Origin of the sequence: Streptomyces lancefieldiae (assembly GCF_031845825.1) — a bacterium.
GTDB classification, from domain to species: domain Bacteria; phylum Actinomycetota; class Actinomycetes; order Streptomycetales; family Streptomycetaceae; genus Streptomyces; species Streptomyces lancefieldiae.
The window spans coordinates 1-946 of record NZ_JAVRFH010000242.1; the positions used below are offsets into that span (position 1 = coordinate 1).

The following is a 946-nucleotide window of genomic DNA, read 5'->3' on the forward strand; positions in this document are numbered from 1 at the left end:
CAGGACCTCGCGGGTGCCGAGGTCCTGCGGCCGCAGCGGGTGTGTCCCGCCGTCCTCGGCCGGGCCGAGCCGCAGCGTCGCATCCCCGCTGATCGGGCGGATCACCAGGGTCCTGCCCGCGACCTCGGACTGGATCGCGTCGTCGCGGTAGGGACTGGCGGCCAGGCAGCCGTCGCTGAACTCACGCTCGTAGCGCTCGAACGGGCCCTTGTGGCCAGGGTTTGCGGTTGACCGTTGACCGCTTTCTCAGCTGGTTGCCGACCGTCTGGAGGGGATTGGGGTCAGGCGAGCGACGCCGGTTGCGGCTTCGAGTTCTTCTCTCAGCTTCTGGTTCTCAAGAGTGATTCGCTGGATGTGGCAGGCGGCGAGTGTGAGGGTCTCGGTGAGCTCGCGGTTGTGACGCTTGAGCTTGGCGTTTCGGGCGACGAGCCTGTCGTAGCGGGTCGGTTCTCTTGGGGCCCCTGGCGTCGGTGGTGCTGATCGTAGGGCGGCGATCTCCTGTGCGATGTCGGGGAAGTGGCGGCGGAAGGTCGTGTTGCTCATGCCAAACTTGCTGGCCAGGGCCAGGACGCTCGGCTGGGTGCCGTTGTCGCCCGCTCGCTGGCGGAGTTCGTCCAGTGCTGCCCGGACCCGGGATTCGGGGGGTGCGTCAACGCGGTGGGTCATGCGGTCTCCGGGGTGCTGGTGTTGCGACTGAGGAACGCGGTGATCTCGGCCCGTCGTGATGCGAGGCGGTGCTGCATGAGGGGCGGCAGCGGCGGCCGTGCTGCCAGGCGTCTGTCGATGCGGTCGAGTTCTGCCCGCCAGGCTTCGGTGTTGCTGCTGGTCAGTGCGACGTTCCGGCAGGCGAGGGGTTGGCATTGGCCGTGATCGGGCAGCCTTTCGAAGCGGCCTGTGCGGGCTCGTTCGCAGAGTGCCTTGCTGTGGTCGTGGACGCAGGTGATGT

The 946-nt window shown here is 68.0% G+C and carries 2 protein-coding genes; both read right to left on the bottom strand.

Translation table 11 applies throughout. The features are described from left to right. Nucleotides 1–246: 246 nt before the first annotated feature. The gene (locus tag RM812_RS41885; RefSeq protein ID WP_311586230.1) at nucleotides 247–666 is read right to left on the bottom strand and encodes a hypothetical protein; all 420 of its coding nucleotides are present in this window, start codon (nucleotides 664–666) and stop codon (nucleotides 247–249) included. Beyond that, nucleotides 663–946: hypothetical protein (locus tag RM812_RS41890; RefSeq protein WP_311586232.1), on the bottom strand; the 284-nt coding region annotated here is incomplete at its 5' end. The genes RM812_RS41885 and RM812_RS41890, both read right to left, overlap by 4 nt.